General features: G+C 44.1%; 6 protein-coding genes. 1 reads left to right on the top strand and 5 read right to left on the bottom strand.

Annotated features, from left to right (window positions below):
• Positions 1-120 precede the first annotated feature (120 nt).
• From hisC to QUA24_RS11700, 4 genes are all read right to left on the bottom strand, one after another.
• Positions 121-1167: a histidinol-phosphate transaminase gene (hisC, locus tag QUA24_RS11715; RefSeq protein WP_333229785.1), complete on the bottom strand. Its 1047-nt coding sequence runs from the start codon at positions 1165-1167 to the stop codon at positions 121-123.
• 73 nt (positions 1168-1240) lie between these two features.
• Complete coding sequence (locus tag QUA24_RS11710; protein ID WP_333229783.1) at positions 1241-1954, bottom strand: glycerophosphodiester phosphodiesterase family protein; 714 nt, start codon at positions 1952-1954, stop codon at positions 1241-1243.
• Positions 1951-2805: an alpha/beta hydrolase gene (locus QUA24_RS11705; protein WP_333229781.1), complete on the bottom strand. Its 855-nt coding sequence runs from the start codon at positions 2803-2805 to the stop codon at positions 1951-1953. Before QUA24_RS11705 ends, QUA24_RS11710 begins: the two co-directional genes overlap by 4 nt.
• Positions 2806-2910: 105 nt before the next feature.
• On the bottom strand, positions 2911-4191 hold the full coding sequence (locus QUA24_RS11700; protein WP_333229779.1) for an esterase-like activity of phytase family protein: 1281 nt from the start codon (positions 4189-4191) through the stop codon (positions 2911-2913).
• Between the two features lie 33 nt (positions 4192-4224).
• On the opposite strand from QUA24_RS11700, the gene QUA24_RS11695 reads away from it, so the two are divergent.
• Complete coding sequence (locus QUA24_RS11695; protein WP_333229777.1) at positions 4225-5547, top strand: tetratricopeptide repeat protein; 1323 nt, start codon at positions 4225-4227, stop codon at positions 5545-5547.
• Positions 5548-5701: 154 nt separating this feature from the next.
• Here the strand turns inward: QUA24_RS11695 and QUA24_RS11690 are convergent, their stop codons facing one another.
• Entirely contained in the window at positions 5702-6139 is a 438-nt protein-coding gene (locus tag QUA24_RS11690) for a GNAT family N-acetyltransferase (RefSeq protein WP_333229775.1), read from the bottom strand.
• Positions 6140-6300 lie beyond the last annotated feature (161 nt).

Below are 6300 nucleotides of genomic sequence, written 5' to 3'. Positions count from 1 at the left end.
TATCCTCGAATGCAGGAACCTCGCTCTGTCTTGAAATCTCAACGGAGGGCGTGATTGAGACTTTTTCAGTGCCATTGGACTAAAGTCCTCACTAGCAACTAATTTTAGTGCGATCGTTATTTATAGGATTTCTTTCAAACTTTTAACTAATATGTGATTTTGTTCCTCCGTACCTACACTAATCCGCAATTTGTCTTCTAATCGCGGCTGATTGAAGTATCGAATCAATATTCCCCGTACTTTCAGTGTTTGATAAATTCTTTCTGCATCGCCGTTTGGTGGCCTAACTAACAAAAAGTTGGTTTGCGAGGGCCAAACGTCAAAGCCTAATTCCTTGAAGCTAACGGCTAGTTTTGCTCGCGAAGCCTTAATCTTTTCGGCGTTGGCTGTTTTGTGGTCTCGATCGGCGATCGCAGCCGCCCCCACTGCATAGGCTAAAGCATCCACATTATAGCTGTCTTTGATTTTATTTAATTCTGCCAGCAGCGCCGGATTTGCTATGCCAAAACCTAGCCTCAATCCTGCCAGGGAATAACCTTTTGAAAGCGTCCTCAAAATTATAACATTACTGTACTTTTTTGTCAAATTCAAAGCATTTTCTTCTGCGAAATCTACATAAGCTTCGTCGATCACAAGAATGCCCGATAACTCTTTAGCCAGTTTCTCCAAATCAGCAACAGATATGGCTGTTCCCGATGGACTGTTTGGCGAAGCTACAAATGTCACTGCACCCTGGGCTGCTATTAGCAAATCGACTGGTAACTTGTAGTCCTCGGGATAAGGAACTTCAACAAATTCTGCATCTTGAATTTCTGCCAAAGTGCGGTACAATACATAGGTTGGCGCGGGACAAACAATCTGTTTCCCTGATTCGCCCACAGCGCGAACTATCAAGTTTAATAAATCGTCGCTGCCGTTACCTACAACAATCCAATCGTCAGCAACTCCCAAAACTTGACTAGCAGCAATGCGGAAACTTTTGCCAGTTGGATCTGGATAGCGCCGCAGCATTTCTCCGTCTATTTCCTGAAGAACTTTTAAGGCTTTGGGAGAAGGCGGATAGGGATTTTCATTAGAATTTAGTTTAATAATTTTTGTGCCTAGCGGTGGCTGTTCCCCCGGCACATAGCCAGACATTTCGTGGATGCTTTTGCGAAAGTAATTCATCTATTAATTGAGTTTTGTGGAAGGGGCCTCTTGCCCGTTCTTGATAATGGTGCAAGATATCAAGTTAAACAAATTATATTAAACAATTAGTGACTATCCGAGTTATACCCAAATCAATTAACTTTTGCATATCCGCTCGATCGTCCACCGTCCAGGCCACAATGTCAACTCCCTGACTCCGGCTTTCTGGAATTAGTGCGGGGTTTTCCAGCAACACGCGATACTGACTGCTAATCAAATTATCCCCATGCGCCACAGCTTGAGCAAATTGAGTTTTGTACGCTTCTAGATTAGCAACAATGTGTCCGATCGCCAAATCGCCAGATAGCCGCCGCACTTGTTCCAGAAATTTATCGTTAAAGGAAGTAATAACGCATTTATGTTGGATGTTTTCGCCCTTCAGAGTATTGACAAAATCAGCGACATCTGAATTAGACCACTCGCAGTGTGGCTTGACATCAAAGTAAAGAAATTTGTCAACATTTTTGAGGATAGCTAATGATTCTTTTAAGGTAGGAATTTTTTCTTGTGAAAATTCATCGCTAAACCATTTTCCCGCATTAAGTGTTTGCAATTGAGACAGGGTTGTTTCCCTAACTTTGCCAGAAACTCCCGTGATTCTCTCCAGTGTTGCGTCATGAAAAATCACTGGTACGTTGTCGGCGGATAGCTGGATGTCAAATTCGATCGAATGAGCTCCACGGGCGATCGCCATTTCAAAAGCTGCTAAAGTATTCTCCGGGGCGATCGCCGAAAATCCCCGATGTGCAATAATTTCTAAATTCACTGTCTTGTGCCCTCTAAAAACTCTGCCACAGTTTGATTAAAAGTTTCCGGTTGAGTCAAAAAAGACCAGTGGTTCCCCGGTACTTTTGCAACGGTAAGATTTTTCAAGTATCTCTTGTATGGCTGCATTTGCCAAGCCATGCGATTTACGCCTTTTTCCGGCTGTACAAATAAAGTCGGTATCTCAATATTTTCAGTTAAGCCGGCAACTTTCATCACTTCTGCAAATATCTGATTTCTGGCTGCAATCGTAAATTTACTGCCCCAAGTTCCGTCAGATTTTTGTTCGATTTGGTGTTGGAATACCATTTGCTGCACGTCACTCCAATCTGCGTATTCTCCCGATTGTTTTGCTGCTGCTTCTGCTTGGGACAAAGTCGCAAACGGCCCCACACATTTGAGACAGTCTAATTTTCGGTAAACAATTGGCAGGGTGAGTTTCATCGCGGCGGGCAGTTTGGTGATGAAGATGGGGTCTACTAAAATCATACTGCAAAAGCGATCGGGATTTTGCCTCGCCCAAATCGCTGCTAGTTTGCCCGTCCAAGAATGTCCTAAAATGTGGGCGTCTGACCAGTTGAGATGTGCCATCAAAGCTTCTAAATCTGCGATCGCACTTTCAAAAGTATAGCCTGTTTTTGGTTTGCCACTTTCTCCGTGACCGCGCATATCTGGCGCTACAATATGATAGCGGTTGGACAAGTAATTGCCGAAGCTAGTCCAGACAGACGCACTATCTGCTAAACCGTGTAACAGCAGCAAACGCGGAACTTTGTCTTTCCCTGTTTCTGGCTGCCATTCTAGGTATGAAAGTTCGATTTCTGGTAAGTGCAAAGTGTTGCGTGTTGGCATGACTGGCGGTAGTTAATTACTTTGTTGAACACTCGGCGGTTGAAACCGCTGATCATCTACAAACGAAGTCCGCCTTCGCTGACTAAAAAATAAGGCATCCTCATACTAATTTTGGGTTTTCAAACTCAACAAGATAAACTGAGTTTTCTGCGCTTCATCAAAATTGTCATCGCTGACCAAAACTAGACTCTGGCTGCCATCTGGCAAGCGCGGGCCGAGGGTCATCCCCTCTAAATTGTAAAGCGGAATTCCGAGTTGGCTTAAGTCTAGCAGCAACTTTTTCTTAACAGGTTCGACCGCCACTCGTCCTTTGAAACTCTGGATTCTCGAAGTATCTGTAGCCGCCCCAACTGCTATTTGATAAATTCTAGCGCTGTACCCCGACAGTCCAAAAGAACGTTCTAAACTCAGAATCTGACCGCCACCGACAGTTACTAATTCTGTTAAACCGTTCAAAATAGTCATGGGAACTTGGTCGAGAGTGTAAAGATTTTCGGAGACTAATTGCGGTGTTTTATCGACGATAATATAATGTAAAAGACGGAGTTTGCTTGCCTGTTCTGGGTCTAAATCTTGCATTAACGGCGCTTCCGTAGCTGCGAACAAACGAAACGGATCGAGACCGCCCGGGCTAAAGGTTTCTGGGTCGATGGTTAAAGATTCAAAACCTAAATTGTCCACCACTCCTTGCTGCTGTTTTTCATCGCTGGCATCGGGAATATAGCGCTTTGGTATTGGCAAATTTCCCCGCATTTGCCCTGTTTTGAGGTCAAATTCTCCTAGAAAAGGAGGGATGCCCACATGAGTAACGCCTTCGCTGGCGACAAATACTGAGTTGCGGGGAGAAAGGGCGATGCCTTCGGGATTGATGGAACCCCAAGAGAAGGTTTCACCGTCTGCTTTTTTGAGGGAGGTAACGCCGTCAACGGTAACTTTTTTCAGGTGAATATTGGCGGGGTCACTTGATGTGAGGTCGAGTCGGAGACTGTAAAATCTGGCTTCTCCGTTTTCGCTGGGGTCGTCGGAAAGAGCGTAAAAGCGATAAGCTTTGGAATTGACTGCGCTAATACCTTTGGGGTCGTAGGTAATTCCTGATAAACCGCCGACTGGTACTCCTTCAAAATTCATTTTTGGCAATTCGTACTCACCCAAAAATTCTAGGGACATTTCTGGAAAAGAGCGGTCTTTTGCAACTGCGGGAGGGGGGGCGCAAGCTGTGCAAATAGTTAAGAGAATTAGGGCTAGACTAAATAAGCGTAAAATACGTTGGCGAAGCCCTCGAAGAGGATCGCCCAGCGTCTTTAAATCCCAATAATTGCTCAGTGCGGTGACATTTATTTTGTTGCTCTTGTTCAACAGTTTGCTTTTGTGCCATCTTTGTGACATAATTTATACCGTTTTGTAGATATGCAAAACTTGATGTTTCCAGAAAAGATGCCGAATCGCGGCAACCAAATTTTGAGAATGAGAAGTTCTGTGCCAATTGGGTGCTTGCTTTTCTTGTGGCTGTGTGCTGGTTCTATTGCTAGCGCCCAAACTAATCCACCAGGTCTCGATCAATTTTCCCCTAATCCTCTAGAAATTACCACACCCGATCCCCTAGCTCCCGCTAACGAATCTTTGAGCAGCACTCAGCGGGAGGAACTGACAGCGGCTTTGGAAGAGTTAAACTTAGAAGCAGCGACTAAACTGCAAGCTGGAGACGGCGCGGGTGCTTTTGAAATTTGGTTCCGAGAATTGCGGCTGCGGAGGTATCTGGGTCCGGCGGCGGAAATTGCTGCTTTGAGTCGGGTGGGAAGTGTTGCTTGGAGTAACGGTAAAAACCTCGAACTACAGCTTATTACCAAACGGTTGCAAGCAATTCAAAAACAAGTCAAATCCCAAGTACCACTTAATACTGAGTTGCTCCCCGCCTTCGCTGCGGCTTTTCAGCAGGTGCGCGCTAAAGGGCCGACCGTAGAAGTTTACCAAGAAATTCTCGAAAATGCGCGCCAAAACCAAGATATATTGGCTCAAGGTCAGATTTTGAAGGCGATCGGGCTTATTCATATCAATTGGTTGAGTTACGATAAAGCGGCTTCCGTGTATGAGGAATTGGCAACTTTAATTCAGGAAAACCGCGATTTATTTGCTGCTAATTCTGCTGTGCAAAATTCTGCTGTTGTTGCGGGAAACGGCGCGCCGCCGCAGCCTGTAACTCCTCCAACTGAGGTAGATGCTCTAAGACAGTTGGCCTACGTTTACCAGCAGTCGAAACAACCCCTAAAGGCGATCGCAGCTAGGGAAAAACTAGCCTCAGTGTATCTTAACTTACAAAATCCCAGCGCTATACCACCACTCAAAATTGCGATCGCCAGCGATTACGAAACCATAGGTCAAATCAATTTAGCCGCTCAATACTATCAGGAAGCCTACAATTTAGCCGTCCCCATTCAACAGTATGCCCAAGCTAGCGAAGCTTTAGATAAATTAGCCTTACTTTATCGAGCGCAAAAGCAGTGGGAGCCGAGTTTGCGGATTTATCAAATGCAGTTGCTGTTAGAAGAGCGGGCTTACAATTTCTACGGATTGATGAACACTTATGACAATATCGGTCAAGTTTATCAAGAGATGAAGGCTTACGATAAAGCTTTGGAATCCTATCAAAAAGGGTTGGACGTGGCTAAAAAATTGGGACACAGACAAGAGTATTTTGCTAAGAAAATTCAAAAAGTTAACAAGCAATTGCAAAGAACTTCGTAGTTGTCAGCCGACAATAATGACAATTTGCGATGCGAGTAATTTAAATGCAGTAAGGTGCGCCTAGCGCACCCTACAAAACTACTTTTGACTGGTAACTTTCTCGCGAGATAGAATAATATACTACATCAGTTTCGTAGTAAAGAGCATTTTTTTCCTATTTCATGCCAACTTTCTGCATCAGCCGCTGGGAGGTTATATTTTCTGGGAGGGCGATCGCAACTATTCTCTTCAAATTTAATATTTGAAATCCATAGTTTAGACTAGCCAAAGATGCTTCAGTCGCCAACCCTTGATTCCAATAAACTTTGTCGAGGGTATAGCCTAGCTGAACTTCCGGTGTCTTCTCCAGAAAATTCAGTCCGCAGCGACCAATCATTTTACCGTCTATTTTATGTACTAAAGCCCACAGTCCGAAGTTGTTTTCTTCCCAATGTTTGAGCATGGTATGAAGGGCGATTTCTGTTTCTTCTCTAGTTTTAACTCCTCTCAAGTATTTCATTATTTCTGCATCACTGTAAATACGGTACAGCTCATCTAAGTCGTCTGGCGTAAATTGTCTCAGATACAATCGGGATGTCTCTATCTCTTGCATGATGACAGTATAACCTTTAACATTAGATTATACTACCACTTGGGCGGGCTACAAACATTTTAGTTGGGTTTCGTTCCTCAACCCAACCTACTGTTACAAGAAAACACTCTTTGTGAAACAGGCATCTTGCTTGTTACTGATATTAGTGCCAAATATTGATT

The organism is Microcoleus sp. Pol12B5 (assembly GCF_036701335.1).
Lineage (GTDB): Bacteria > Cyanobacteriota > Cyanobacteriia > Cyanobacteriales > Microcoleaceae > Microcoleus.
Note: the sequence above shows the minus strand (reverse complement) of the source record. Positions and strands in the feature narration are given on the sequence as shown.

Bases quoted from the DNA above. Each gene is read 5' to 3' on its own strand.
- hisC (WP_333229785.1), bottom strand. From the start codon at position 1,167: ATGAATTACTTTCGCAAAAGCATCCACGAAATGTCTGGCTATGTGCCG.
- QUA24_RS11705 (WP_333229781.1), bottom strand. From the start codon at position 2,805: ATGCCAACACGCAACACTTTGCACTTACCAGAAATCGAACTTTCATAC.
- QUA24_RS11700 (WP_333229779.1), bottom strand. From the start codon at position 4,191: ATGTCACAAAGATGGCACAAAAGCAAACTGTTGAACAAGAGCAACAAA.
- QUA24_RS11695 (WP_333229777.1), top strand. From the start codon at position 4,225: ATGTTTCCAGAAAAGATGCCGAATCGCGGCAACCAAATTTTGAGAATG.
- QUA24_RS11690 (WP_333229775.1), bottom strand. From the start codon at position 6,139: ATGCAAGAGATAGAGACATCCCGATTGTATCTGAGACAATTTACGCCA.